The sequence below is a fragment of the Paracidobacterium acidisoli genome (assembly GCF_003428625.2).
GTDB lineage: Bacteria > Acidobacteriota > Terriglobia > Terriglobales > Acidobacteriaceae > Paracidobacterium > Paracidobacterium acidisoli.
In genome coordinates, this window is the sequence record NZ_QVQT02000004.1 from 386,205 (window position 1) to 409,975 (window position 23,771).

Below are 23,771 nucleotides of genomic sequence, written 5' to 3' on the forward strand. Positions count from 1 at the left end.
AGATGGATACAATTACGATTTTGGTAGTCGATGATCACCACATCGTCCGGCAGGGCCTTGTGGCGCTGTTGAAGACCGTTCCGGGCTTTACAGTGATGGCCGAAGCATCCGACGGCGCAGAAGCAGTGGACCTGTATGCAAAACATCACCCGGATGTCACTCTGATGGATCTGCGTCTTCCGAAGCTGGGCGGTGTGGATGCGATTGCGCGGATCAGGGAAAAGAATCCCGGGGCGCGCATTATCGTTCTTACAACCTTTGACGGCGATGAGGATATCTTTCGCGCTTTGCAGGCGGGAGCGAAAGGCTACCTGCTGAAAGGCATGGATACCGATGAGCTGACAGAGGCGATCCGCTCCGTGTATGCAGGAAAATCGCGTATTCCGGCGGTGGTGGCAGAGAAGCTGGCGGAGCGTATGAGCGGTCCTGCGCTGACAACGCGCGAGCTTGAGGTGCTGAGACTGATTGTAGGCGGACGCAGCAACAAGGAGATCGCAGGCGAACTGTTCATCTCAGAGGCCACAGTGAAGACACACATCAATAGTCTGCTGAGCAAGCTGGGCGTAACCGATCGCACACAGGCCGCGACAACGGCGCTGCAGCGGGGGATCGTACATCTTGATTCATGAAGAGGGGCTTCCGATGCGCCGTCCGGCGATGGATCGTGTACTGATCTGCAGATGGATAGTTCTGTTTCTGATGCTCGCCGGAAGCGCATGCGCGGCGGCGGCTCGCGACGCAAAAGCTTCGGAGTGGCGCACAGCGACAGACGTTGAGCTGAAATCGGTTCTGCCGGCGCGCGTCCCTGTGCGTCAGGAGCGGATTGAAACGGAAATGCGCACGGCATCCGGCATTACGGATGGTCACGGCAAATACATAGCGGGCGTCGTCATGATCACGGCGGGCTATTCTGCTGATGGGAAGTACTCGCACTTCTTTCTGGTGCAGGCGCCGATGAAAGTAGGATCAATTCAGCTTGAGCCGGGTGAATACGTACTTGGTTATGACCACCGTGGCGATGTGCTGGAAGTACGCTTTTATGAAGCGGCCACCGGCAAGCCTTTGGGCGAAGTAGATGCAACGCTGAATCCATCAATCACCCGTGTAGAATCGTTTCGCATCTGGCCGCCCGCGGACCGCTCCGTGATTCAGATTGGCCGATTCACGTTCAGTTATCAGCCTGGAGAATAATTCGGGATACAGAATGGCCGCAGAAAAAGAGACGTCTGCCCGACAACGCAAACTGCTTGCTGCGCTTGCCGAAAACTGGCAGGCGGAGATGAGCGGCTATTACACGTACAACACACTCGCTTCGCGTGAGTCAGATCCGCTGAGGAGTAAAACCCTGCACCATCTGGCAAAAGCCGAGCTGGAGCACGCGGAGCTGTGGGCAAAGCGGATTGCGGAGCTGGGCGGCACGGCGCCAAAATATCGGGGCAGGCCGACAGGTGATGCAGATTCGATGGTGAACCGCATTGGCGGCTCGCAGATGGCGTTGCGCAGGCTCGAGATCGATGAGAGTCGCGCGATTGCTCACTACGGAAGGCAACTGCAGGAGCTGGGCGACGAGCCGAGCGTGGCCATTCTCCGCAAAGTGATCGAGGAGGAGAAAGAGCATTATTGTGAGCTGAGCGACCTGATCCGGCGCCGATATCCAAAGACCGTGGCTGCAGAGACCCCTCTGGCGGCAAAGGCCCAGCTTGAGGAGCTGCTCGCTAAGCGGAAGGACACCGGACGCCAGACTGCTGGGTGGATTGGTGACGCAATCTATGGAGTGAACGACGGACTGGGAGCGATCTTCGGCATTGTCTCCGGTGTTTCGGGCGCTACGCTGGGCAACAGCCATTATGTGCTGCTGGCCGGCATCGCAGGCATGATCGCCAGCGCATTGTCGATGGGATCGGGTGCATACCTGGCGGCGAAGAGCGAGCGTGAAATCTACGAGGCAGAAGTAGCCCGGGAACGCAACGCGATTCAGATGAACGGGCCCGAGGCACGGGAGCTGATGTCGCTCTACTACCAGGTCAAGGGTCTCCCGGCCGAGGATGCCGATCGCGTGGTCGATCATCTGGTGCGCGATCCGGAGCAATTTCTACGCGCTCTGACGACAGAGCGGCTGAACTCCACCGAGGAGGCGCTGCGCGATCCGCTTACCTCAGCCTTATCGGGCGCGCTTTCGACAGCTGTGGGAGCATTTATTCCGATCGTTCCCTTCTTTTTCCTGAGTGGCTATCCGGGAGTGATCGCCTCAGCAGTTGTTTCGCTGCTGGCACATTTCGCAGTAGGTGCTGCCAAGTCACTGATCACAGTACGCTCGTGGTGGGCCAGCGGTATGGAAATGACACTGGTCGGCGCGGTGGAAGGCGTGGTCACTTATGTAATCGGAATCGGCCTGGGGCGGCTGGGCGCATGATCGACATTCGATCTGAGGTTATCTCCGCTGCAAAGGCGGTGGTGCTGGTTGTTGCGGCACTATTTCCGATCGTCAATCCGCTGGGAAGCGCGGCGATTTTTCTCAACATGGTCGGCGGAATCAGCCCGCAGACGCAGCGCGTCCTCTCACGAAAAATTGCAGGTTTCAGCTTTCTGCTCCTGCTGGGATCGTTGCTCTTCGGAGCAAAAGTGCTCCTGTTCTTCGGTGTATCACTCTATGCCGTGCAAATCGGTGGCGGTCTGATTGTGACGGCAACAGGATGGGCGCTGCTCAACCAGAGTGGCAGTGGAGCCTCCGCGCGTCCGGCAACAGAGGCAGACATTCTGGCAAATGCCTTTTATCCCTATACGCTGCCGATCACAGTTGGTCCGGGGTCCATTTCGGTTGCAGTGACACTCGGTGCGCATCTTCCCACAGAGCTGGGCGCACACTCGATCCTCTCTCCCGCTGTTTTCATTTCTGCTGTTGTGGGCATCGTGCTTGTCTGCATGATTATCTACATCTGCTACCGATATGCAGCAGCGGCGGAGCGGTTGCTGGGTTCATCGGGAACAACGGTTATGATGCGCCTGTCTTCGTTCATCCTGCTCTGCATCGGCGTGCAGATCGTCGCCACTGGCGTTCGCGCGTATCTGCAGACGCTGAAGCCGTTCTAGAGAATCAGAAAGCGCATCGCACGTTTGGTGCGATGCACTTCTGCGCTGCAATGTGTTCGTCGTTTTCTACTGCTTCACTGCGACAAAAGATACTGTCGTTCCATGCAGTTTGTCCTGCACAGTAATGTGCATGGTGTTCCCATCTGACTGCACGGTATTGAGTGAGACACTGATCACCTTTCCATCGCGCCTGTCCGTCTCTTCGATGGAATGGTCGCCCCTCTTCGTAACCGAAACGCTGGTTGTTCCCGGATCACCTTTGTAGGGTGCCTCTGTGCCATCCAGCTTTGCCGTATAGTTTTGTCCGGTGGGAGTGGTCATAGTCAGGTTCTCGCCGTCGACCTTATAGGTGAAGAGCAGGCCGTTATCGGACATATTTTCGAAGCTCGATGTATGCCAGGAGCCCGAGATAGCATGCGAGCCGGATGGCCCTTTGGCTAACAGCGTTGCCGTTCCTTTGCCGGTCACCGGATCGCTGTTCGTGTTGCTGCTGTCGGTAAATTCGAAGGTAGCTGTCTTTCCGTCAGGCGCTACCATCACTTTTGACGTAGCCACAACTTTTCCCGCTTTTTTATCAGTCTCCTGAACGGTATGATCATCGATCACCTCAACAGCGACGGTGTCGAAGTAAGGATGACCGGTCACCGCGTGATCCTGTCCATCTGCCTGAACACGAATCGGAGGTGCGCAGGTCTTACATTCGTATTGGCCATTCTGCAGCAGAAAGACGTCAGGCTTTTTCGGCATCTGTACTTTGCTCAGATCGATCTTCCATGTTCCATCGAGCACGCTCTGCGCTGTTGCAGGAATGGGCATCAGCAAGCCCAGCAGCAATCCTGTGAATACCAGATTTTTCATACCAGCCCTCACTTTCGGTCTGGATCGCGGCCTGAAGATCCCGGGAGGTAGGTCCGGTCCAGCCCGGCGAACATTATGCGCCACCCAGGCAAGGCTGCGTGGAAAATAGAGCCGTAGTTCGTTTGGGTAGGGGGAGGCGGTTGCGAGGATGGATCTGCGGTTTGAGCTGAGTCAAAAAGAAAAGGCCCCATGCAGACAGGGCCCTCCAGTGCGAACAAGACTCAGTGCGTGCCGAGACCATCGTGCTGATGGTAGTCCGGATAAGGCGGCTTTGGATAAATGGGCAATGGATGCTCTTTGAGCTGCCCGGTGACGTACTCGACGGCGCGGTCCAGCTGCGGGTCGTGGCCGGCGGCTACCGATTTGGGATCGTATTCGACCTCGATATCGGGCGTGATGCCGTGATTCTCAACCTCAAAAGAGCCGGTCAGTCCGTAAAGAGCAGTGCGTGGAGCCGTAATACGTCCCCCATCGAGCAGAACGGGATAGCCACCGATGCCGACCAGACCGCCCCAGGTGCGCTCGCCGATGAGTGGCCCCAGCCCCGCTTTGCGGAAATACCACGGCATGAGATCTCCGCCTGAGCCGGCCGACTGATTGATGAGCATGGCCTTGGGCCCAAAGATGGCTCCCGCCGGATCGGTAACCGGATCGCCTTCGCGGGTCTCGTAGTTGCTCATCGGAACGCGGCGAAGGGTATCGATGACAGAGTCGGCGATCTGGCCGCCTTCGTTGTATCGTTCATCGATAATGACCGCTTTTTTATCGACCTGGGCATAGAAATAGCGGTTGAAGCTGATAAAACCGCCGCCGCCCGTATTGGGCATGTAGACATAAGCGACCTGACTGTGGGTCATCGCATCCACTTTGCGGCGGTTGGCTTCGATGAAGGCAAGATTGCGCAGCCCGTGTTCAGATTCGACAGTAACAACGGTGACGTCGCGCCCACCGGAGCCATCGGCATTCTGGCCAACATGCAGAACAACCTGTTTTCCGGCGGTGCCTTCGAAGAAACTGTAAAGGTTATCGGTGGCGCGCAGATCCCGTCCATTCACGGCGAGAAGATATTCGCCCTCTTTTACATTCACGCCAGGCTGGGTAAGCGGCGCGTGCAGCGAGGGATTCCAGTTCTCTCCGTTGTAGATACGGGCGAAGCGATAGCGGCCGTTTTCAAGGGAGTAATCGGCGCCGAGCAGGCCGGTGTGCGGAGAGTGGTCAGGTTCATTCGGGCCGCGCACAAACATGTGCCCAACGGTGATCTCACCCAGCATTTCTTCGAAAAGATAGTCGAGCTCATCGCGCGAACCAATGCCATCGAGCCAGGGCCGGTAACGCGCTTCCGCCTTGGCAAGGTCGAGACCGTGGTGGCCGGGGTCGTAGAAGAAGTCGCGCTCGATGCGCCAGGTTTCGTGATACATCTGGCGCCATTCCGCCCGGGGATCTTCGGTGGCCTGCATCCCGCCGAGATTAAGTGGTTTGCCGGCCGAAGCATCTGTCGCGCCAGGTTTAAGCTCATCGGCCCCGGCGATGAGCCACGCCTCTCCCTTTTTATAAAGAAGCTTTTCGCCGTTGAAGGAAACAGTGAAAGCGTCGACGTTGCGCAGCACTTCGTCCGTGTCGCGTTTTTCCAGGTTGAAGCGCCACAGCGAGCGGATGCCCGCACCGTCTCCATGCGATGGATTGGCGAACGGTGAGCCTTCTGCAAGATAGAGCACGCCCTCTTTGCCGGTTGCGATGGCAATGTAGTTGCGCGGAGGAATGGGCAGAGCAAGAATGCGCTGATCGATGCCGTCGAAGTCGATCTTCACCGTGGGCAGCTTCGGCTCCTCCTTCTTTGCCTCGTCCTTGCTGCCGGACTTCTCGTCGGGTTTCTTCGCTTCATCGCCGGCTGCGGGCTTCTGGTCTTTATCTTTGTCCTTGTCTTTATCCTTCGCTTCGTCCTTTTTGGCGTTTTCGTCGTCGCTCTCCGGCGGGATCGGTGAAGGCAGATCCTTCGAAAGAACAACGACGTAAGCGCTGCTGGTAGCGGCACGATCGAGGCTGGACAGATCGAAGCCATCAACAGAAGGGCCGATATTGGTGCTGGCGATGAAATAGAGGTATTTGCCGTTGCGGTCAAAGGCGAGATCGCCGACGTCGCTCATGCCATCGGTAATCTGTGTGCTTTTTTGCGTGTCGAGGGAATAAAGATAAATGGCATGCATGAAGTTATGCAGCGTTTTGAGGTAGGCGACCCATTTGCCGTCGGGTGACCAGTGAGCGTTAGCTGCATTGCCAAAGCCTTCATAGTTGTCGGTGTCAATTTTGACCGGATGCCCGCTTTCGATATCGACATACCAGAGGTTGAGTTTCTTGTCGCCATAGAGAAGACGCTTCGAGTCAGGTGACCAGCGGGGCGAGTAGAAGAAGCTCGCGCCCGGGCCGAGATCGATCACCTTCGGCGCGGCGAGGCCGTTCTGCGCGCGAAGAAAGAGCTGGTACTCGCCGGATGCATCGCTGAAATAAGCAATGGTTTTACCGTCGGGTGACCAGGAGGGGTCGCGTTCGGCAGCATTCGAGGTATTGGTGAGATTACGTGTATCGCCCTTTTCGGCGGGGACGGTGAAGATATCCCCACGCGCTTCAAAGACAGCACGCTGGCCGGTCGGCGAAATCTCCGCATTCAGGATGGCGTGAGGATCGATGATGGCAAGATGCGGCTCGAGTGCGGGTAGTTCGCCGCGGAGTGTGATGTCTACGACGTGTTCGGCATTGGCTGCGATGTCATAGAGATGAATGCTGCCGAATTGCTCATACACGATGCCGCCCGGTCCGGCGCTGGCCGATTTCAGATCGAAGCCCTTGTTCTCCACCAGCTGCTGTACCTGCTTCGACTTCGTGTCATAGGAAAAGAGAGTGACAGGGCCATTGCGATCGGAGAGGAAATATACCTTGTCGCCCATCCACATGGGATTCGAGTCATTGGAATTTTCGCGCGGCACTTTCGTCAGATCGAGTGAGGCCAGATCGACAATCCACACCGGCTCCGTCTGCCCGCCGCGATAGCGCTTCCACGCCTTCTGCCACTGATTGAAGGGGGTGTAGGCGATCTGCTTGCCGTCCGGCGAGAGCGAGCCGCTGTCAGCGGAAGGGAGCGCGTACTCCGTCGGCAGACCGCTGCCGTCTGCGCGGATATGGTAGAGCTTGTCGAAATCGTTCCAGCTCGTGCGTCCGCTGAGGAAAAGAAGCTCCCTCCCGTCAGGCGTCCATCCGGCGATGATGTCGGGTCCGGGATGGTATGTAATGCGATGCGGCACGCCGCCGTTTGCAGGGATAGTGTAGACATCGATATTGCCGTTTACGCGCGCCGAGTATGCCAGCGTGTAGCCGTCGGGCGAAAAGAATGGTCCGGCAATGACGGATGCGCTCGAGGTCAGCCGCTCCGCTTCGCCCCCGTTGCGGGAGACCGTCCAGATATCGTCAGCATGTCGAAAGGCGATCTGGTCGCGGCTAAGCGAGGGGTTGAGCAGAAGCAGTGGTTCGGCCATGGCGGCGACGGGCAGGAGCAACAACGCGAACAGGCCGGTACGAATGAGACGGCTCACAGTGCCTCCGAAAAGCCAGACTGGCAAGCAGAGATGTGCTGGTCAGTGTACATGGTCCTGTGGGGATTGCCATGGGAGAAGTTCGGAGATGCGATGAGCGTTAAATGGAGCCAAAGACTGTGTGGGGAGACAGGGGTACCCGTATCTGGCGAAGGCAAAGCCTGCTCTTATCGCCTTGTCGATTCACGTCAGGCCCATCCTCTGCGTTTGTGGCGCGCAAAGGATGGGCGACAGGTTATCCGAGGAGGGACTTAAAATCCATAGCGCCTTCGGACGGGTTTTCATAGGCGGTGGCTACGGTCACCGGCTCCCAGCGTTGATACTCCTCCAGTTCGGACTGGAACTTGGCGCGGATGAGGTGAAGCGCATCGGCTCCAAGGGCGAGGCGAAGCGGTGGCTCTTCGGAATCCACAGCCTGGATCATAGCCTCAGCGGCGCGGGCAGGATCGCCAAATACGGCGTTCTCAAAAGCCTTAAGCAGCGCCTCATAGACGGGGCTATAGGCTGGGATCCGTTCGGCGCTCGCCAGAGAGCGGGTGGCAAAGTCGGTCTTGAATCCGCCTGGTTCGACGATGGTGACCTTAATGCCCAACCCCGCGACCTCTTTGGCCAGGGCTTCGGAGATGCCTTCAATGGCATATTTGGTGCCGTGATACAGGCCGAAACCAGGAAAGCTTACCTGGCCGCCCACAGACGTAACGTTGAGGATGTGACCCGATTTCTGCTCGCGCAGCAAAGGAAGCACAGCCCGGGTGACATGAAGCAGGCCAAAGAGGTTGGTCTCGAACTGGTCACGAATCTGTGCGTCGCTCACTTCCTCAAGAGCGCCAAGAAGGCCGTAACCAGCGTTGTTAACCAGCACGTCAATTCGCCCGAATGCGTCAACAGCAGCCTGCACGGCAGCTTTCACCTGTGCCTGATCTGTCACGTCGAGGCGCACGGCGCGGGCGTGCTCAGGATATTGCTGTTGCAGGTCCGTGACGGACTCCGGTTTGCGGGCGGTCGCGACAACGCGGTCGCCCTTGGCCAGCGCGGCCTCGGCAAGACGGCGGCCAAAGCCGGTGGAGGCCCCGGTGATAAACCACACGCGTGATTTGCCTGTACTCATGAGTTCTGATTCCTTTCCGATCGAGGGTTATTGTCGGGAGATTCTGCTGTTCGCAGCACTTTCATCTACCCATCAGGAGAGATGCGAGCCAGCTATACGAATAGATCGAACGATCATTCTATTGGGTTCAAAAATTCTCCGAGTCTTGTGAAGAGAATCACGCGAACATGACCGGAATGCTCTGCTGCCGGATAAAAGAGTATTGAAGGATGAAAACGGCCGACGCTGATTATGGCTTGCGAAAGCGTTCGGAGAGGCGGAACTGATTGGCGCGGTCGAATTCGCTGCGCAGCTCCGGAGTCTTCAGGTTTTCGCGGATGTGTGCAAGGCGCTGTTCGAGTGCGAGCAGGGAGTGGGTGATGGCTTCGGTATTGGTATAGGCGACGTCACGCCACATGGAAAATGGGCTTGAGCCGAGGCGTGTCATCTCGCGCAGGGCCCGGCCACCGATCGGGAGCAGCGTATCGTCAGCGCTGAACTCGTCTTCCAGAAGGGCGCTGAGCGCGGTTGAGACGAACTGCGGCAGATGACTGATCCATGCGCACAGCACATCGTGACGCGCCGCGTCCATGTCGATCACGCGGCTGCCGATCTTTGCAATCCATGCACGCCATTCGTCGGCCAGGAGTCGCGCGGTCGGATTCATCTGCTCAGAACGAGCGCACTCCGTAAATAGCCAGACGGCATCCTGAAAGAGCGCCGCGTCGGCGTTTTGCGCACCGCCCACTTCTTTGCCCGCCATCGGATGTCCCGGCAAAAATCCAGGCTGCCCCTGACCGTTATAGCGCTGCGTGGCATGCTCGCAGAGCGCACCTTTCACGCTGCCTGCGTCGGTGACAAGCTGATGCTCGCGAAGCACCGGGGCCAGCTTTTCCAGCCACTCAAGAATGGTAAAAACCGGACCGGCCAGAAGGATCACATCGCTTTGCTCGGCTGCCGTGAACGGCTCTTCGACCGTAACGGTAACGGCGCCGATGCTCAGTGCGGCAGCCGACTGCGAAGGGTTCGGGTCCCAACCAAAAATCGTGCCGTGAAAGCCATGCGAGCGCAGCGCAAGTCCCACGGAGGCTCCGATGAGCCCCGTGCCGAGAATGGCGATGCGCTCGATGGGCATGGTTTCGAGCTTAAAGCATTTCAGACAAGGGTGTATCCGATGAGCGGTCAGGACAGATCGGCAAGCACGCCCACGGCTTTTGCGCTATCCCGCAGAGCGGTATCACGCGTCCATAACCGCGTTCCTGGTGTCAGCAGGCAGGACAGGATCAGATGCGCATCGATCAGACCAATGCCTTTTGCGTAAAGGGAGCGCGTCTCGATCATGTGCCGCACTTCGCCGGTCTGCGCGACCGTTACCTGCCGCAGCGAATCAAGCTCATAGAGTCTCGCCTGCCGATTTCGCAGCGAGCCCAGGGCAATCTCAGCAGCGATGAACGGGTGCATTACGATCTGATCGCGGCTGAGCCGCTTCTGCATTTCCGGATTCGCATTGCGCAGATGATCGATCCAGACGGAAGTGTCGGCCAGGATCACAGTCCGTCAGCCTTTCTGCGCGGAATATCCTCCAGATCGGGCTCGGTCCCCCCCGCGGCTGCCAGCCTGCGCGACGCCTCTGCATGGATCAGCGCCTTCAGCGCCTCCCGCAGCAGAGCCGTTCTTTCTGTCAGCCCCGTAAACTCCTGGGCCCTGCGTACCAGATCATCGTCAAGCGCTACGGAAGCTCGCATGGTTCACCTAATCACCTATTTTATCACCATTTGGTGATAAAATAGGTGCAATCTGACCAAAATAGTGCTCAATGCGGCAAAGCCGCCCGGGGTGCGCTTTCCCCGAACGGCTTCTGCCCAGTCCTTACTTACGGCTAACGGATGCTGCGGCCCACGGCTGAAGCAATCACGCGCAGCTCATCCATCAGCTTTGCAAACTGCTCCGGAAAGAGCGACTGCGCACCGTCGGAGAGCGCCTTGTCCGGGTTAGGATGCACCTCCATCAGCAGCCCGTCGCCGCCGGCAGCCACCGTGGCCCGCGCCATCGCCGGAACCTTATCGCGCAGGCCCACACCGTGGGATGGATCGCCGAGAATCGGCAGGTGCGACAACTTCTTCACGACCGGGATCGCCGAGATGTCCATCGTGTTACGGGTATAGGTCTCAAAGGTGCGGATGCCGCGCTCGCAAAGCATCACGTCATAGTTGCCGCCAGAGAGAATGTACTCCGCCGACAGCAGAAGTTCTTCGATGGTGGCTGCGATGCCGCGCTTCAGCAGCACCGGTTTGCGCACCTGCCCGATCTCGCGCAGCAGGTTGAAGTTCTGCATGTTGCGTGCGCCGACCTGAAAGACATCGACGTACGGCATCATCAGCTCGATCTGCGAAATCTCCATCACTTCGCTGATGATCAGCAGCCCGGTCGCGTCGCCCACTTCGCGCAGCAGCTCCAGCCCGGCCAGCCCCATGCCCTGGAACGAGTACGGCGAGCTGCGCGGTTTGAACGCTCCCCCGCGCAGAAATTTCGCGCCACCCGCTTTAACGAAATGGGCAGCGGCAAAGATCTGTTCGCGGCTTTCGACTGAACATGGCCCAGCCATCACCGCAACTTCATTTCCTCCGACGGTTACGCCATTCGGAAAACGCACAATCGTGCCTTCCGGGCGAAAGCTGCGTCCTGCCAGCTTGTAGGGCGACGAGATGCGGATCACTTCCGCCACACCGGAAAAGACCTCAAAATCTTTATGATCGAACGGTCCCGGCGTTCCCACCCCTGCAAGAATCGTCTGCACCGTTCCCGTGGTGCGGTGCACGTTGAATCCCACTTCGATCATTCGTTCCACAACGGCCTGAATCTCTTCTTCCGTCGCTCGGTCCTGCATCGCTACGATCATTTTTCCCGTTCCTCGCGCGGTTCCTCCGCGCCGTTCTTCTGTGACGCCAGTTCATTCCGCTGCAGCGCCCGCATTACGTCGATGATGCGTTCGTAGATGTGCACCAGTTCGATATCGGGCAATGGCCCGGGATTGAAGGCTCTCACATTCTCGAAAACCAGGCGCTCGCGGTTCGGTTCGTATACGGGCAGTGACGTGGTCCGCTTCAACCTGCCGATCTGTTGCGCCGCCGCTGCGCGCTCGCTGATCAGGGCCACGATCTGCCGGTCCAGCTCGTCGATCTTCAGTCGCCACTCTGCAATGTCCATATTCATTCCTCAAAGCGCACGCGGGTGCGCCGACAGGTTCTTAAACAATTCACCGTATACGAAAAAGAGGATTTTAGCGGGCCTGCAGCTCGGGCTGGCGCAGGCCCCTGATAAATCGCGCAATGGAGCTGGGTGCTTCCTCGCGTCCCGCCTGCTCGATCGTGGCCACCAGCGCGCTGCCGACAACAGCCGCATCGGCAAACTCGCCCACTGCGGCAAAGTGCTCGGCATTCGAGACGCCAAAACCGACGGCAATAGGCAGATCGGTATAACGGCGCAGCCGCTTCACCAGATTTTCCGCGTCCGACGCCAGCGCCTTCTGCGTGCCCGTAATGCCCACACGCGAAATGGCATAGACAAAGCCCTGCGACGCCGCGGCGATCTTCTCCAGCCGCTCATCGGGACTCGTCGGCGCAGCCAGAAAGACCGGCGCAAGATGATGCTGGTGCAGGTATTTCAGATACTCACCCGCTTCGTCGACGATCATGTCGGTGGCCAGCACGCCGTCCACGCCTGCCTCCTCGGCGGCTGTGCAGAAGCGCTCCAGTCCGTAGCGCAGAATTGGATTGTAATAAGAAAAGATGATCAGCCCGGCATCCGGACGCTCGCGGCGCAGCTCACCGGCCAGCGCCAGCACATTGCCGAGCGTCGTCCCGTTCTTTACGGCACGCTCGCTCGCCCGCTGAATCACCGGACCATCCGCCAGCGGATCGCTGAAGGGCACGCCCAGCTCGATCACATCGGCTCCCGCATCGATCGCTGCCAGTGCAATTTCGCGCGAGGCTGCCAGATCGGGATCGCCCGCGGTGAGATAGGCCACGAGACCGGGTCGGGATGTGAAGCGAATCGGCATCAGTCTTTCTAAAAACTTTTGCTGAAAATCTTATGCGCCCTTCAGGTTCAGCTCGCGCGACAGAATACCCATATCCTTATCGCCGCGCCCTGAAATATTCACCATCAGTATGTCACGCCGCGAGAGGGTCGGCGCAAGCCGGATGCACTCTGCCACAGCATGCGCGCTTTCGAGCGCGGGCAGAATCCCTTCGGTGCGCGCCAGCGTTACGGTTGCTTCCAGCGCTTGCGTATCCGTCGCCGATACATATTCCGCGCGTCCTGAATCGTGCAGCTGCGCATGCTCCGGACCGATCGAGGCATAATCCAGCCCCGCCGAAACCGAATGCGTCAGCGCAATCTGCCCCGCATCGTCCTGCAGCACGTAAGAGAATGCCCCCTGCAGCACGCCGGGCGCTCCGCCCTGAAAGCGCGCCGCATGTTCTCCCAGTACTGTGCCGCGTCCACCTGCTTCGACGCCAATCAGCCGAACGTCCTTATCGGGAATAAATTCATAGAACGCGCCGATGGCGTTCGATCCGCCGCCCACGCAGGCGATCACCGCGTTCGGCAGTCGTCCTTCTTTTTCAAGAAACTGCTCCCGCGCCTCGCGGCTGATCACGCGATGAAAGTCGCGCACCATCGCCGGATAGGGATGCGCCCCGAGCACGCTGCCCAGAAGATAATGCGTGGTCCGGACGTTCGTGACCCAGTCCCGCATCGCTTCGTTGATCGCGTCCTTGAGCGTCTTCGAGCCCGAATCGACGCCGCGCACCTCCGCACCGAGCAGCCGCATGCGGTAGACATTCAGCTCCTGCCGCCGCATGTCCTCTTCGCCCATGTAGACCACGCATTCCAGCCCAAACAACGCGCAGACCGTCGCCGTCGCCACGCCGTGCTGCCCCGCGCCCGTCTCGGCGATGATGCGCTTCTTGCCCATGCGCAGCGCCAGCAGCCCCTGACCGATGCAGTTGTTGATTTTGTGCGCGCCGGTGTGCAGCAGGTCTTCGCGCTTGAGATAAATCTTTGCGCCGCCCAGCTGCTCGGTCAGGCGCGAGGCAAAGTACAGCGGCGTGGGACGGCCAACATAGTCGCGCAGCAGCCCATCGAGCTTCGCGTGAAAGTCCGGATCGGCCTGCGCCTCGGCGTAAGCGTGCTCCAGCTCATCGAGCGCCGCAACCAGCGTTTCGGGAACATAGCGTCCGCCGTAGATGCCGAAGCGACCTGTGGATGTACCAGGAACTGTAGTGGCCATAAATGCCTCTGTTTTTAAGGGTCAGCGATTTCGCGGGGAATGGCAACCCCCGGTATATGTGTGGGCCGGTTCAGGAAGGACCTGTATTTTTGCGAAAGCCCCACGGGCAGCGGCCACAAAGGCTTTCACCTTCTCCGGATCTTTCTTTCCCGGCGCGGACTCGACCCCCGTCACCACATCCACCCCCCAGGGACGCAGCGTGCGAATCGCCTCGGCCACGTTCTGCGGATTCAGCCCGCCCGCAGCCACCAGATGTTTGGAAGCCCCGGCAAATGCGCTTCGCGCCGCCTGCCAGTCAAAGGCAATGCCGGTCCCGCCCACCGCCGTCGCCGTGCGCGAATCGACCAGAACCGCATCGATCGCCGGATTCGTCTGCACTGCCTGAATCTGCTCTGCAAGATCGTCGCCGTAGTGCAGCACCTGCAGAATCCGCGGTTGTATCCCTCGCGCCGTCAGATGATCGCGCAGGCGCACCGCCAGAGCCGGGTCGCCGTTCTGGTGAAGCTGCACGCCGGTCAGCCCGCACTCGACCATGGTGTGAACCATCTCCTCGAAGCCCGCATCGACAAAGACACCGATTTTTTCAAGACTTTCCGGCAGGTGCGGCACAATGCGGCATACCTGCTCCGCTGTCACCTGCCTCCGGCTGGCCGCAAAGATAAACCCAATCGCATGCGCCCCGGCGTGAGCGGCGAGCTGCGCATCGTCAAGACTGGTGTTGCCGCAAAGCTTGATCCACATAGCCGCTCCTCACGCCTGTTGCGGAACCGCTTCCGCAGCCGACTGCAGCAGCGAAGTCAGCGCTGCGCCCGGATCGGGCTGTCTCATGAACGACTCGCCGATCAGGAAAGCGTGGAATCCAGCGGCGCGCAGCCGGTTCAGGTGGTCGGCAGTATGAATGCCGCTCTCCGCTACGTGCACCGCGCCTTTGGGCAGATCCGCCGCCAGATCGAGCGACCGCTCCAGCGTGACGTGAAACGTCTTCAGGTCGCGATTGTTCACGCCATAGGCATCGCAGCCCAGGTCGCGCACCCGCGCCAGCTCTTCCGCGTCGTGCACCTCACACAGCACGTCGAGCTTCCATTCGTGAGCAAAAGCGGTAAATCGCGCCAGCTCCCCATCGGTCAGCGCGGCAGCAATCAGCAGAATCGCATCCGCCCGATATGCCCGCGCTTCGACAATCTGATACTCATCGACGATGAAATCCTTGCGCAGACAAGGAATCGACGTCGCCTTCGATGCAATTTCCAAATTGTGCAGACTGCCCTGAAAGAAGGGCTCATCGGTCAGCACCGAGAGCACCGCTGCGCCGGCAGCTTCCAGCCTCTGCGCCAGTGTTTTCGGATCGAACTCCGCCCGGATCAGCCCCTTCGACGGCGAAGCCTTTTTCAGCTCGGCAATAATCGCCGGGCCGGTACTCGATCTCTCCCGCAGCGCCCGGGCAAACCCGCGCGGCGTATGTTCCGCCGTCAGCCGCTCCAGTTCGTCGAGACGGACGTTCTCTTTGAGCTCCGCAACCGTAGCGCGTGTGGTGGCGAGAATGCGTTCGAGATGCAAAGTTGGCTCCCTTTCCAGTATAGCGACCGCACGCCCACGGATGGTTCACCGCAGGCGTTGCGCTGATGGCATTCTGCTGGATGTATGAATAGTCCGTATCTGCCTGATTTTCGGCTGGCCGGAACAATTCAGCAGCAGGCGGTCTGGATCAGCCCGAAATCCCTATCTTCTTCGCGGTTTTTTCGAGAATCTCCAGTGCCTGGTCGATCTGCGGACGGGTATGCTCGCTGGTCATGATCGTGCGAATGCGCGCCTTGCCCTCGGCCACGGTGGGGAAGGCGATGCCGGTCGCCATCAGTCCCGCGTCGAACAGCGCCCGCGAGAAGTCCATCGTCAGCCGCCCATCGCCGATGATGATCGGCGTAATCGGCGTTTCGCTCGCAGGGGTGGTCACCCCGCCAATGTTGAATCCCAGCCGGCCCAGCTCGCCCTTGAAGTAGCGCGTGTTGTCCCACAGCCGCTCGATGCGCTCCGGTTCCGACTCCAGCAGGTCGAAGGCCGCAATACAGGTCGCCGTCACCGACGGCGGATGCGAGGTAGAGAAGAGAAACGGCCGCGCCCGGTGGCAGAGGTAATCGATCAGGTCCTTCGATCCGCAGACATAGCCTCCGATCGCTCCGATCGCCTTCGACAGCGTCCCCACCTGGATATCCACGCGCCCGTGGCAGTTAAAGTGATCGATGCTGCCCCGTCCGTTCCGCCCCAGCACGCCTGAGGCATGCGCGTCATCGACCATCATGATGGCGCCGTACTTGTCCGCCAGGTCAGCCAGCTTGTCGACCGGTCCGATATCCCCGTCCATCGAAAAGACGCCGTCGGTAATGATCAGTTTTCGCCCCGGCTCATTCGCCACTTCCTTCAACAGTTCCTCAGCGTGGTCGACGTCTTTGTGCCGGAAGACCTTGATCTTCGCCCGCGAGAGCCGCGCTCCGTCGATGATCGAGGCGTGGTTCAGCTCATCGGAGAGGATGAAGTCGTCTTTGCCCAGAATCGACGAGACCGTTCCCGCATTCGCCGTAAACCCGCTCTGGAAGACCACGCAGGCTTCGACATTCTTGAAGCGGGCAATCTTTTCCTCCAGCTCCATGTGGATCTTCATCGTTCCGGCGATGGTTCGGACCGCTCCCGGCCCGACGCCGTAGTCTTTGATCGCCTGGATCGCCGCCTCGCGCAGCTTCGGGTGATTGCAGAAGCCGAGGTAGTTATTCGACGCGAGGTTGATGACCTGCTTCCCGTCGTAGACCGAAACCGGTTCCTGCACCCCGTTCAGCACACGCAGGTGAAAGTACGTGCCCTTCCGCTTCAGCTCATCGAGCTGCGCGGTCAGGTGTCGAAGCTGCGGACGGGCGGAAAGCGCGGTAGTCATAACGAATCGGCCTCAAAAGAAAAATGACTAACTCAGCATCGTAACGCGAACCGGGCGGCTCGGGCAGCGAACCGGTCCCCAGCTGCATCCCAAAAGTCGGACTGTGCGAGATGAAAGGATGAACGAAGCTAATGCTGAAAAAAGCAGCAGGATGGAGTGTGACGGTGGCAATGATGGCAATATTGCTGGCCGCCGGTTGCGGGAGACATGCAGGCCACACCGCTGCCAGCGAGCAGCCGTCCACGCCGGCTCAAAGTACCCCGGCTTCGGGTCTGCCAGCCGCGTCCCCGCCCGCATCCACCAGCCAGCCCAGCCAACCGGCAAATGGCCAGTCCGCAAACTCTGCCGCTCCGGTGGCCGCCCCTGCGGGGAACGCCCCTTACACGCCGCCGTTGCAGCAGCGTGACGCCGGGCAGAAGCCGTCGCCGGTGGCTGCCGGCGTCGTTGTTCCTGATGAAACCGAGCTGAGCATTCGTCTCGACCAGCACATCAGCGTCAAGACCTCTCAGGCGGGTGACAAATTCTCCGGCACCATCGTTCATCCGATAGTGGTGAACGGGCTTACGGCCATTCCTGCCGGCTCGCAGGCAGAAGGTGTGGTGCTGCGCTCGCATCGGCGCGGACACTTCAAAGGGCGCTCGATTCTGCAGCTTACCCTCACCGGTCTCGACGTGAATGGCCGGCACTATCAGATCGACACCCGCAGCCTGATGCGCACGAAAAAAGGCAAAGGCAGGCGGACAGCGGCGTTTATCGGCGGAGGCTCCGGCCTCGGCATGCTCATCGGAGGGGTAGCTACCGGCGGCGTTGGCCTGGTGGTTGGTGGCCTGAGCGGAGCGGGCGCCGGAACGCTGGGTGCAGCCTTTACCGGCAACCGCGATATCAATCTTCCAGCGGAATCGATCGTTCGATTCCGGCTCTCGCAGCCGATCCAGCTGCAATAGCGCCGTACACAGCCACCTGGCGGCGGGTATTTATGTTCAATCGCTAATCGGCGCTGAAAGAGGACATTCTGCATCGATTTGTAGGCTTTCCGCTATGGTGAAAGCCGATTCTTTTTCAATTGTCCGAGCGGAGTGTGCCTTCCTGGCGAGGAGTTTGCCCCGGCTCAGATACAATGGTTTTCTGGTGGCACAGACGCAGCCGCCTGATGTTTCGAGAGAGCAGAGTAACGGGACGAATGAATTTGCAGTTGTCTTTGCACTTGCCTTTGCGGTTGTCCGGGCAGAAGTTGGGCAGACGGATGCGCCGCCTGGCCATGAATTTTGGATTTCCCGCCGGTGTGGCCGTGCTGGCCATGGCTGTCGCTGCTCCGGTGTGGGGGCAGACAACGACCCGTACGCAGCTTTCTGCTTCAACAGAAAGCGACAACGGCGCGACAAAGACAGTTCTGACCGCCCATGTAGGTGATGCAATGGGTGGCTCGCTGTCGGAAGGCTCTATAAGCTTCGAGACGGCAAAGGGCTCGGTTGGCTCGGCGTTCGTGCAGAACGGCGTAGCCTCTCTGGCTTTGGACCAGTTGCCGCAGGGGATCAGCAGCGTGACGGCGGTCTATCATCCTGCCGGAAGCTATGCGGCCTCCTCGGCCAGTGCCTCGGTTACCCCCGCGCCCGCAAGCACAACTCCTTCCTTCTCAGTGACCGGCAGCCCCACCTCGCTTTCGGTGTCGCCTGGTGATTTCGGAACCACCATCCTCACGATTACCTCGTCAAACGGCTTTTCGCAGGCTGTAAATCTCTCCTGCTCGAGCCTGCCGGCTGAGTCCACGTGCAATTTCAATACAACGCCGGTGACACCAACGGCCAGCGGCGCTGGTCAATCGGTGACCAGTACGCTGCAGATCAGCACTGAGGCCCCCTCAGGTGCCATGCAGGATCTGCCCGGCTTTGGTAAAAGCACGTCAGGCATTGCCTACGCCATCCTGATTCCGGGCATACTGGCGCTGGCCGGGCTCGGAGCATTGCGCCGAAAGAACTTCGGGAGTTTCCGGGTGCTGGGTATTGTCCTGCTGCTGGGCGCAGGCGTGCTGGGAACAAGCGGATGCGCGGCGCGGTACTGGTACAACCACCGGCCTCCCTCGCCGAACAGTGGTACCCCGGCTGGAACCTACACGGTAGTCGTAGCGGCCTATTCATCAAACGGAACCAGCGTGCAAAACGCAACTCCGCTGAACATTACCCTGACAGTTAAGTAATCCGCTGGAAAAATCCGGGAAATCAGTGCGGCAGTTCGCAGACAGCGACTGCCGCGTTTTTGTATGGGCATGGAAACGACGTGACGGCGCCGGGTGCAAGCAGCAGCCACGTAACGCCGTGCGAGCGCAGTTTGGGCAGCCGTTCGGCATCGCTCATCAGGTCGATTCCGGTCTGGGCCGCTCTCTCCTGTGCCCAGCGGGCAGCCAGGTGCGGAAAGACCACAACCACTCCGCCATCCTTGTCGTCGGCGAGATGGTCGCGGCCGGTAATGGCGCGGAAGCCCTGTGCATCTTCTCCCGGAAGGTAGACCAGACGGGGATTGAAGGCGAAGACGGCATCGTGCGGGGTATGACCGCCGATCCAGAGAAAGGCCTGCTGCCAGGGGCTGGAAGGCGCTGTAAAGGGCCATTCGACGAAATTGGAGCTGCCGTACGTCTGATGCTGTCCCAGAGACAGCGCGATAGCAGGGATGAGAAAGCAGAGCGCCGCCCATCGGGTGTGTGGAATAAGCCAGCCAGCCGCCCCGCCGAGAAGCAAAACGCCAAGGGCGTAGATGAGGTGGAAGCTGCGTAAAGGCTGAAGCGGGGCCAGCAGATAGGGTCCGGAAGCCGGAACGAAAAGAGCAGCAACGATCAGGCTGGCGGAACCGGTGAGCAGACAGCTGATCGAGAGCCCACCAATGGCAGCGGATCGCCTGAACCTCCAGGCCGCCCATGCAAACAGCAGCAGGGGCAGAACGAGACCGAGGATTTCATACCATCGCCATCGGGCGAGAAGCAGATAAGTATGACTGGGCAGCAGCGTCGCCTGACGCCAGGCTGCGCTCGTGGGCGCATGATGCGATACGCCGAGAGCCAGAAAAAACGCGGCAGCGAAGGCGGCAACGCCCCCGATTGCAACGAGAGCGGCCAGGCTCATTCTGCCAGCCTGCACCAGGACTTGCAGAATCAGGAAGGCAATGAGGAACGCTGCCATAAGCGGATGCAGCAGCGCCGCCAGTGCAGCGAAGCATGCCATGCGCAGCCACGCGCAGTCGAGGCAGGCGGCAACGGCAAAGAGGCCGCAGGGCGTTGAAAAGGAGCGCGCCGTCACATACGGGTCCATCAGCACAAGCGCCGTTCCGGCGACAGGCAGCGTAAAGCAGGCGGCCGCCATGATGACTGCGCCGAACCTTTGCGCCGGAGTGGCGAAAAGCCGTGAAGCGAGCTGGAAGCAGGCGAGCAGAAATAAAAAGATGGATGCGAGGTGCGCGGCGAGAAGCACCCACGGCAGCGGGATATAGCTGAGGCGCACGAAGGCAGCCATGCCGTGCGCAAAGATCGACAGATGCGTGTGGGCCAGCACAAAGGCGGCATCGGCAGGGTAGAGCGTAGGGTCGAGCAGCCTGCGAATGCCGGCTACATAAATGTCGGCATCGTCGGCGAAGGGATGATATCCGGAGAGAAACAGAACGATAACAGTGAGCGGCAGAAGCCGAAGAATCCGGCTCCATGAAAAAAGCGGCAGCGCGGCTGAGGGTTTAGAGAGCGGCGATGGCAATCGGCTATGCTCTCCGCCGGACACTGGATTCAAGCCACGCATCAAGATGCTCACGGGCAGCACGCAGGGCGCGATGACGCTTCTCCATCCGGCTGATGGCAGCTGCCCCTTCAAGCAGCGAGATGATCAGCGAAGCGGCCTCGTCGGGGTCGATCCTGTCCTCGATCTCTCCCTTTTCCCTGCCCTCGGTAAGAATGCCACCGAGCAGATTCTGCCAGTTTTGCAGCGCGCGGCGCGCGCGGGCGCGGAGCACAGGGCTGCCGTCGTCATCGTTGTCGAGCGCCGTATTGAGCAGCGGGCAGCCGCCGGGAAAGGATGGTGCTGATATGAAGTTCTCGATATGCAGCTTCAGTCTGTCGACACTGTTGGCGATTTTGGTGAGGCGATGGCTCCGTCTCAGACAGGTATCCTGCCACGCATAGTCGAAAGCCTCGGCGGCAAGCAGCTCTTTGGTGGGAAAGTACCGGTAAATACTGGCTTTTTCTAGGCCGGTTGCTTCCACGATGTCCTGCATGGAACAGCCTTCGTACCCTTTGCGATTGAAGAGCTGCGCGGATTTTTCGATGATTCTCTGCCGCGTTTCAGCGCCTTTGCTCATGAGGCCCTTCAGCGATTCAGCCGCCTGGGAAAAACAATCTCGCTCTTTCCGAGGCTATTCGTAACCGGGAAAAACTACCAGCGTGAGAACGAGGCTGCTGCAGCCAGCGGCAGCCCCTTTTTCACAGGCTGAAAATTCTTACCAGGGCAGTTCCTCACCAAGATGAATAAAACGGCCGCTCGGCGCATCCGCAGCCAGCAGTGCCGCAGCAACACTGGTCTGTGCGCCCTCAGGAATTTCCATCGGTGCGGCATCTGTACCCATGTCGGTCTTGACCCAGCCAGGGTGCACAGAAGTGACCTTGATCGGGGTATCCCGCAGCTCCCAGGCAAGATGAACGGTCCACGCGTTGAGCGCGGTCTTCGAGGAGTTATAGGCAAACTTCTTGAAGGAATAAATAGGGCTGGACGGATCGGCGTGCAGCGTAAGGGAGCCGAGAATACTGGAAAGGTTAACGATGCGTCCTGCGGGACTCTTCTTCAGCAGCGGCAGCAGCGCATGCGTAAGCAGAACGACGGAAAATACGTTGGTCTCATAAACGCCCTGCAGCTCTGCCTCCGGCGTTTCGCTCACGGTGGGCTTGAACAAATCGCTTTCGCCGACGGCTGCGATGCCCGCATTGTTGATGAGGATATCGAGCTTGCCGAATTGCCTGCTGAACCAGTCCGCAGCCGCGGTACGGTCAGAAGCTTTGGTGACGTCGAGCTGAATGCCATAGGCGTCGATGCCTTCCGCCTTCAGCTTTGCCGCAGCCTCTTCAGCGGCCCCTCGCTGCCGTGCGGCGAGCACGACGGTAACACCTTTTTGTCCCAGCTGGCGGGCGGTTTCAAAACCCAGTCCGCGATTAGCTCCGGTAATGAGAGCGACTTTGTCTGCCATGGAAATGGCCTCCTGTTGCGTATGAGATGTGGGGTGGGTGCACGCGGGATTCAGATATTTCCTACCGATCGGTAGCTTTTTAACATAAAAATTACGCAGCGTGCCGCAAAGAAACAGATTTCTCCGGCTTAGGCTGGTGAGCTATCAGGGGCTTCGAGCTCGGAGGCAAGCCACTCCATGATTTGTCCGGCTATTAAAAGATTATCGCCGAAGCCCTGAAACCAGTGAACATCGGGCTCTTTGCGGAACCAGGTCAGCTGGCGTTTTGCGTAATTGCGATGACCCTGCTGCGCGTGGGAGATGGCATCGGAAAGAGAGAGTTCGCCGCGCAGAACGGCCCGCGCCTGGCGATAGCCGAGGGAATCAAAGGCGCGGGGCGCGTCGCCATATCGGGCAACGAGGCTGCGGGTTTCTTCGATCAGTCCGCCGGAAAATTCAGCGGAAAACATCTGTGCGGCGCGTGTATTGATGCGCTCGTAGAGCTGTCGTCTTGGAGGATTGAGACCGATGCGAAGAATACGATAGCCGGTCAGTGGATCGCGCCCTGCCTGCCACGCCTCGGTGATTGGCTCACGCCCGGCGAGACAGACTTCAATGGCGCGAATGAGCTTCGGCGTATCGTTTGCGTGGATGCGCTGCGCGGCTTTCGCGTCAAGGCGCATCAGCAGTCGATGCAGCCATCCGGCGCCCCGACGTTCAGCACTGTGCTGAAGTCGGAATCGGATTTCCACGGAGCGCTGCGGTCCCGCGAAGAGACCGTCGAGAAGCGCGCGAAGATAAAGGCCCGTCCCTCCGGTGACGACAGGCAGTCTTCCCCGGCTGGTAATGTCGGCAATGGCCTCACGCGCCAGCCGGCTATAGTCGCCGGCGGTGGAGTGCTCGTCCGGGGCATAGATATCGATCAGGTGATGCGGCACGCTCTGGCGTTCGGCAAGAGTGGGCTTGGCAGTACCGTTTTCCATCTCGCGGTAGACGGCAACCGAATCACAGCTGACGATCTCTCCATTGAAATGTCTGGCCAGATTCAGAGAAAGTGCTGTCTTGCCGCTGGCCGTGGGTCCGAGCAGGACGACGAGAGGTCTATCCATGGAATTATGTCGCCGGTTTCAGGCTAACAAAGACAAAGCTGGACAAAAAGGTTTCCTGAAGGTCACGCGGGCCTGAGGGTTTGCCTCAGGCCCGGACACAACGAGAAAACAGCAGGGATGAAAAGTTTCCGCCAGCCATGCAGTAATAAGCCGAGAAATGCAGGCTCCTCGGAGCGGCCGGCCTCAAACTTACTGTCGCGAGCCAGTGCTCTGTTCTGCGCACATGTATTCGCGATACACACAGAATTACGCACAGAATGAATTCAGCGAATAGCACTCCAGCCGCTTTGGAAATACTTTTGAGGATAATCTGATAACACAGACGGGTGAGCGGAGAATACCTTTAAACGGGCTGGCGCTTCATCGTAGGTACACTATAGAAGCGCAGTTAAATATGCGGATTTCGCACATCGGTCTCTTTTCCTCTGTTGTCAGGGAGTTGACAGGCGAAAGGCAGAGCGGATAACGTTGCTGACAGATGCAGATTCGCATGCACCACCGCCATCACCACCATCATCACGTGATGAACGTGCCAGCGAACTTCTGCAGCCCGAGATAGCAACAGCCAATTCGAGGATTTCGCAGAGCCTGCCGGCGCGAACAGCACTGGCGGGCTTTTTGCATTTTCAGGCAATTC

23 protein-coding genes are annotated in these 23,771 nt (G+C 59.3%); 6 read left to right on the forward strand and 17 right to left on the reverse strand.

What is annotated here, in order from left to right:
* Positions 1-2: 2 nt before the first annotated feature.
* The 4 genes from D0Y96_RS12700 to D0Y96_RS12715 all read left to right on the forward strand — a co-directional run bounded on the left by D0Y96_RS12700 (position 3) and on the right by D0Y96_RS12715 (position 3,090).
* Positions 3-629, forward strand: coding sequence for a response regulator (locus tag D0Y96_RS12700; RefSeq protein ID WP_252263736.1), 627 nt, complete (start codon positions 3-5; stop codon positions 627-629).
* A gap of 178 nt (positions 630-807) precedes the next feature.
* Positions 808-1,191, forward strand: a complete 384-nt coding sequence (locus D0Y96_RS12705) for a hypothetical protein (protein WP_252263737.1) — start codon at positions 808-810, stop codon at positions 1,189-1,191.
* A 13-nt stretch (positions 1,192-1,204) separates the two neighbouring features.
* Entirely contained in the window at positions 1,205-2,413 is a 1,209-nt protein-coding gene (locus D0Y96_RS12710) for a VIT1/CCC1 transporter family protein (RefSeq protein WP_117300423.1), read from the forward strand.
* A complete protein-coding gene (locus D0Y96_RS12715; RefSeq protein WP_117300425.1) occupies positions 2,410-3,090 on the forward strand; it encodes a MarC family protein in 681 nt (226 codons plus the stop codon). The genes D0Y96_RS12710 and D0Y96_RS12715 overlap by 4 nt, the downstream gene beginning before the upstream one ends.
* Before the next feature lie 66 nt (positions 3,091-3,156).
* On the opposite strand, the gene D0Y96_RS12720 is transcribed toward D0Y96_RS12715, so the two are convergent.
* The 13 genes from D0Y96_RS12720 to D0Y96_RS12780 form a co-directional block, all read right to left on the reverse strand.
* Positions 3,157-3,948 carry a hypothetical protein gene (locus D0Y96_RS12720; RefSeq protein WP_199480272.1) on the reverse strand — a complete coding sequence of 264 codons (792 nt, stop codon included), beginning with the start codon at positions 3,946-3,948 and terminating at the stop codon, positions 3,157-3,159.
* Positions 3,949-4,169: 221 nt separating this feature from the next.
* Positions 4,170-7,532 (reverse strand): S41 family peptidase, encoded by a 3,363-nt coding sequence (locus D0Y96_RS12725; protein ID WP_350449057.1) that lies wholly within the window; start codon positions 7,530-7,532, stop codon positions 4,170-4,172.
* 235 nt (positions 7,533-7,767) lie between these two features.
* The gene (locus D0Y96_RS12730; RefSeq protein ID WP_117300427.1) at positions 7,768-8,640 is read right to left on the reverse strand and encodes an SDR family oxidoreductase; all 873 of its coding nucleotides are present in this window, start codon (positions 8,638-8,640) and stop codon (positions 7,768-7,770) included.
* A gap of 229 nt (positions 8,641-8,869) precedes the next feature.
* On the reverse strand, positions 8,870-9,754 hold the full coding sequence (locus D0Y96_RS12735) for a prephenate dehydrogenase (protein ID WP_117300429.1): 885 nt from the start codon (positions 9,752-9,754) through the stop codon (positions 8,870-8,872).
* Positions 9,755-9,801: 47 nt separating this feature from the next.
* The gene (locus D0Y96_RS12740; RefSeq protein ID WP_117300431.1) at positions 9,802-10,170 is read right to left on the reverse strand and encodes a type II toxin-antitoxin system VapC family toxin; all 369 of its coding nucleotides are present in this window, start codon (positions 10,168-10,170) and stop codon (positions 9,802-9,804) included.
* A complete protein-coding gene (locus tag D0Y96_RS12745; RefSeq protein WP_117300433.1) occupies positions 10,167-10,364 on the reverse strand; it encodes a type II toxin-antitoxin system VapB family antitoxin in 198 nt (65 codons plus the stop codon). The genes D0Y96_RS12740 and D0Y96_RS12745 overlap by 4 nt, the downstream gene beginning before the upstream one ends.
* Positions 10,365-10,498: 134 nt before the next feature.
* Positions 10,499-11,518, reverse strand: coding sequence for a 3-deoxy-7-phosphoheptulonate synthase (gene aroF, locus D0Y96_RS12750; protein ID WP_117300435.1), 1,020 nt, complete (start codon positions 11,516-11,518; stop codon positions 10,499-10,501).
* Entirely contained in the window at positions 11,515-11,826 is a 312-nt protein-coding gene (locus D0Y96_RS12755) for a chorismate mutase (protein WP_117300437.1), read from the reverse strand. Before D0Y96_RS12755 ends, aroF begins: the two co-directional genes overlap by 4 nt.
* A 73-nt stretch (positions 11,827-11,899) precedes the next feature.
* A complete protein-coding gene (gene trpA / locus D0Y96_RS12760; protein WP_117300439.1) occupies positions 11,900-12,679 on the reverse strand; it encodes a tryptophan synthase subunit alpha in 780 nt (259 codons plus the stop codon).
* A 30-nt stretch (positions 12,680-12,709) separates the two neighbouring features.
* Positions 12,710-13,912, reverse strand: coding sequence for a tryptophan synthase subunit beta (trpB, locus tag D0Y96_RS12765; protein WP_117300441.1), 1,203 nt, complete (start codon positions 13,910-13,912; stop codon positions 12,710-12,712).
* Between the two features lie 21 nt (positions 13,913-13,933).
* On the reverse strand, positions 13,934-14,653 hold the full coding sequence (locus D0Y96_RS12770) for a phosphoribosylanthranilate isomerase (RefSeq protein WP_117300443.1): 720 nt from the start codon (positions 14,651-14,653) through the stop codon (positions 13,934-13,936).
* Between the two features lie 9 nt (positions 14,654-14,662).
* Positions 14,663-15,469 (reverse strand): indole-3-glycerol phosphate synthase TrpC, encoded by an 807-nt coding sequence (gene trpC / locus D0Y96_RS12775; protein ID WP_252263738.1) that lies wholly within the window; start codon positions 15,467-15,469, stop codon positions 14,663-14,665.
* A gap of 148 nt (positions 15,470-15,617) precedes the next feature.
* The gene (locus D0Y96_RS12780) at positions 15,618-16,835 is read right to left on the reverse strand and encodes a glycine C-acetyltransferase (RefSeq protein ID WP_117300447.1); all 1,218 of its coding nucleotides are present in this window, start codon (positions 16,833-16,835) and stop codon (positions 15,618-15,620) included.
* Positions 16,836-16,966: 131 nt separating this feature from the next.
* Between D0Y96_RS12780 and D0Y96_RS12785 the strand changes: the two genes are divergently transcribed.
* Positions 16,967-17,779 carry a hypothetical protein gene (locus tag D0Y96_RS12785; protein ID WP_117300449.1) on the forward strand — a complete coding sequence of 271 codons (813 nt, stop codon included), beginning with the start codon at positions 16,967-16,969 and terminating at the stop codon, positions 17,777-17,779.
* A 314-nt stretch (positions 17,780-18,093) separates the two neighbouring features.
* Positions 18,094-19,029, forward strand: a complete 936-nt coding sequence (locus tag D0Y96_RS12790) for a lipo-invert putative C-terminal anchoring domain-containing protein (protein ID WP_158562371.1) — start codon at positions 18,094-18,096, stop codon at positions 19,027-19,029.
* Positions 19,030-19,051: 22 nt separating this feature from the next.
* Here the strand turns inward: D0Y96_RS12790 and D0Y96_RS12795 are convergent, their stop codons facing one another.
* From D0Y96_RS12795 to miaA, 4 genes are all read right to left on the reverse strand, one after another.
* A complete protein-coding gene (locus D0Y96_RS12795) occupies positions 19,052-20,569 on the reverse strand; it encodes a hypothetical protein (RefSeq protein ID WP_117300453.1) in 1,518 nt (505 codons plus the stop codon).
* Positions 20,570-20,573: 4 nt separating this feature from the next.
* The gene (locus tag D0Y96_RS12800) at positions 20,574-21,167 is read right to left on the reverse strand and encodes a TetR/AcrR family transcriptional regulator (RefSeq protein WP_117300455.1); all 594 of its coding nucleotides are present in this window, start codon (positions 21,165-21,167) and stop codon (positions 20,574-20,576) included.
* Between the two features lie 138 nt (positions 21,168-21,305).
* Positions 21,306-22,046 carry an SDR family NAD(P)-dependent oxidoreductase gene (locus tag D0Y96_RS12805; RefSeq protein ID WP_199480281.1) on the reverse strand — a complete coding sequence of 247 codons (741 nt, stop codon included), beginning with the start codon at positions 22,044-22,046 and terminating at the stop codon, positions 21,306-21,308.
* 128 nt (positions 22,047-22,174) lie between these two features.
* Entirely contained in the window at positions 22,175-23,134 is a 960-nt protein-coding gene (miaA, locus tag D0Y96_RS12810) for a tRNA (adenosine(37)-N6)-dimethylallyltransferase MiaA (RefSeq protein WP_117300459.1), read from the reverse strand.
* Positions 23,135-23,771: the final 637 nt, after the last annotated feature.

Bases quoted from the DNA above. Each gene is read 5' to 3' on its own strand.
- D0Y96_RS12735 (WP_117300429.1), bottom strand. From the start codon at position 9,754: ATGCCCATCGAGCGCATCGCCATTCTCGGCACGGGGCTCATCGGAGCC.
- D0Y96_RS12755 (WP_117300437.1), bottom strand. From the start codon at position 11,826: ATGGACATTGCAGAGTGGCGACTGAAGATCGACGAGCTGGACCGGCAG.
- D0Y96_RS12770 (WP_117300443.1), bottom strand. From the start codon at position 14,653: ATGTGGATCAAGCTTTGCGGCAACACCAGTCTTGACGATGCGCAGCTC.
- trpA (WP_117300439.1), bottom strand. From the start codon at position 12,679: ATGCCGATTCGCTTCACATCCCGACCCGGTCTCGTGGCCTATCTCACC.
- D0Y96_RS12700 (WP_252263736.1), top strand. From the start codon at position 3: ATGGATACAATTACGATTTTGGTAGTCGATGATCACCACATCGTCCGG.
- D0Y96_RS12800 (WP_117300455.1), bottom strand. From the start codon at position 21,167: ATGAGCAAAGGCGCTGAAACGCGGCAGAGAATCATCGAAAAATCCGCG.
- D0Y96_RS12780 (WP_117300447.1), bottom strand. From the start codon at position 16,835: ATGACTACCGCGCTTTCCGCCCGTCCGCAGCTTCGACACCTGACCGCG.
- D0Y96_RS12745 (WP_117300433.1), bottom strand. From the start codon at position 10,364: ATGCGAGCTTCCGTAGCGCTTGACGATGATCTGGTACGCAGGGCCCAG.
- D0Y96_RS12715 (WP_117300425.1), top strand. From the start codon at position 2,410: ATGATCGACATTCGATCTGAGGTTATCTCCGCTGCAAAGGCGGTGGTG.
- miaA (WP_117300459.1), bottom strand. From the start codon at position 23,134: ATGGATAGACCTCTCGTCGTCCTGCTCGGACCCACGGCCAGCGGCAAG.
- D0Y96_RS12790 (WP_158562371.1), top strand. From the start codon at position 18,094: ATGAATTTTGGATTTCCCGCCGGTGTGGCCGTGCTGGCCATGGCTGTC.
- D0Y96_RS12710 (WP_117300423.1), top strand. From the start codon at position 1,205: ATGGCCGCAGAAAAAGAGACGTCTGCCCGACAACGCAAACTGCTTGCT.
- D0Y96_RS12720 (WP_199480272.1), bottom strand. From the start codon at position 3,948: ATGAAAAATCTGGTATTCACAGGATTGCTGCTGGGCTTGCTGATGCCC.
- D0Y96_RS12785 (WP_117300449.1), top strand. From the start codon at position 16,967: ATGCTGAAAAAAGCAGCAGGATGGAGTGTGACGGTGGCAATGATGGCA.
- D0Y96_RS12730 (WP_117300427.1), bottom strand. From the start codon at position 8,640: ATGAGTACAGGCAAATCACGCGTGTGGTTTATCACCGGGGCCTCCACC.
- D0Y96_RS12805 (WP_199480281.1), bottom strand. From the start codon at position 22,046: ATGGCAGACAAAGTCGCTCTCATTACCGGAGCTAATCGCGGACTGGGT.
- trpB (WP_117300441.1), bottom strand. From the start codon at position 13,912: ATGGCCACTACAGTTCCTGGTACATCCACAGGTCGCTTCGGCATCTAC.
- aroF (WP_117300435.1), bottom strand. From the start codon at position 11,518: ATGATCGTAGCGATGCAGGACCGAGCGACGGAAGAAGAGATTCAGGCC.